Annotated in this window: 2 protein-coding genes; one reads left to right on the forward strand and one right to left on the reverse strand. The window is 35.4% G+C overall.

All coding sequences use genetic code 11. From position 1 onward, the window contains the following. The coding region (locus GSY74_RS05090; RefSeq protein WP_164664025.1) for an adenosylcobinamide-GDP ribazoletransferase at nt 1-728 on the reverse strand (728 nt) is incomplete at its 3' end. A 98-nt stretch (nt 729-826) separates the two neighbouring features. Here GSY74_RS05090 and sppA point away from each other — a divergent pair. Beyond that, the gene (sppA, locus tag GSY74_RS05095) at nt 827-1,735 is read left to right on the forward strand and encodes a signal peptide peptidase SppA (protein WP_164664026.1); all 909 of its coding nucleotides are present in this window, start codon (nt 827-829) and stop codon (nt 1,733-1,735) included. The last annotated feature ends 99 nt before the right edge of the window (nt 1,736-1,834 follow it).

Raw genomic sequence — 1,834 nt, forward strand, 5'->3', positions numbered from 1 at the left:
ACAACAAGCAAAAACAACAAAATCTCAACCCCTTCTAGCGTAGCCCCCAAGACATCCCCATTGACAAACTTAAGCTTAGAGGCAAAAAAGATAGAAATAACAAAACCCATAACTATCCCAACAAGAAGATATAGTATAAAATATAAAGTAAGATAAGAGCCAATAGTTGTAAAAATAAGAAATAGTGGCATGAGATACCAGTAATCAAGTGACTCTTTGAGTCCTGTAACAAAAGAGGATTTGAAATCATGAAGTATAATCTGTGTTAGAAGTGAGAGACGGCTGATAATGAGAACAGCTACAAACTCTGCTAGTAGGTTATGAGTGAGTAGTACAACGATTCCTGCTACCTTCATCAGCACAAAACCAACAGCATAGAGAACCCCCAAAGCTCCAACTGTAGGCTCTTTGATAATCTCAAAAGCATCTTTGCCAGAGTGGGAGGCGTACATCGCATCATATACATCAACTACTGCTTCAGTGTGGATAAATCCGTACATCATCATATATGCTACAGCAGATATGATAGCTCCATACCACCCCAGTTTGGCTAAAAAAGTAAATAGAACAACTGTTAATAGACCTAAAATAAAGCCCACAAAAGGCAGAGTGAGGAGCATATGGTTTAGAACCTCTTTTTTGGATAGGTCATCTTTGCTTCTAAATTTTATCGGCAGTATTGTAAAGTATGAGAAGGAAAATTTGAATCCTAAGTATAAATTTCGCATATAATATTATATCATATTTTTTTCTTCTTTTTAACATTTTGTATTTAAGTTTATATTCAACCAATATTTGTACTATTTTAGTAAAAAAAGGATTTTTATTGCAAGAGGTTAAAGATTATGAGATTAAAGCGTTAAAGAAACAGATATTTATCTCTAACTTAAAAGCGTGGATAATTGGGGTGATATTGATTGCAGAGATAGTGTTTATAGTAATGTATTTTGGCAAAATGGGTTTTCTTGAGGATACTAGTATGGCAAAGAACAAGGTAGCCGTGATTAGATTTAACAAACCTGTGACCGAGGCGTTTACTACCAAGGTGATGGAGGAGATGGATAAGGTTCGAGATAATAAGAGCTATAAGTCTGTTCTGTTTATTATGAGTTCCCCAGGTGGCTCACCCACAGCTAGTGAAGAGCTTTCAGAGTACTTAAAAGAGTATCAAAAAGATATGAATGTGACGATGTATGTGGAGTCAATCGCTGCAAGTGGTGGATACTATATTGCTTCTGCTATTAAGCCCTTGATTGCAAATAAAAATGCTATTGTTGGCTCTATCGGTGTGATTATGCCTCACTATAATTTTGGTGAGTTGGCAAAAACAATTGGAGTAGAAGAGGATTATTTGGCTGCTGGAAAATTCAAAAAACCAATCTCAATGTTGGCTAAAATAGATGATGAAAATAGAGCGTATATGATTAAAAATCTGTTAAAGCCAACTTATGATAACTTTGTTCAGTCAGTCGCTGATAATCGTGGTCTAAAAAAAGAGCAGATTATCCCATTTACAGAGGGGAAAATTTTTATTGCTAATGTTCCTGAGATTCAAAATATATTAGTTGATGAGATCTCATCTCTCTATCATGTTAAAGCGATGATTAGAGATAATTTGGATAAAAAAGATTTGGATTTTGTTAAGATAAACTTAGAAGAGGATCCACCATTTTTGCCTATGATAAAGGTAGATTTGGGATTGGATGAACTTAGAGAGATGATTCAGCTTCGTTAATAGACCTCTTTTAAAACTTATTTGGAATCGGAGACTTCAGTCCCGAACATGACGAGGCTAAAGCCCAATGCCAATGAATTAGCGAGGCTGAAGCCATCG

The sequence above is a fragment of the Sulfurovum sp. bin170 genome, assembly GCF_010892395.1.
GTDB lineage: Bacteria > Campylobacterota > Campylobacteria > Campylobacterales > Sulfurovaceae > UBA1140.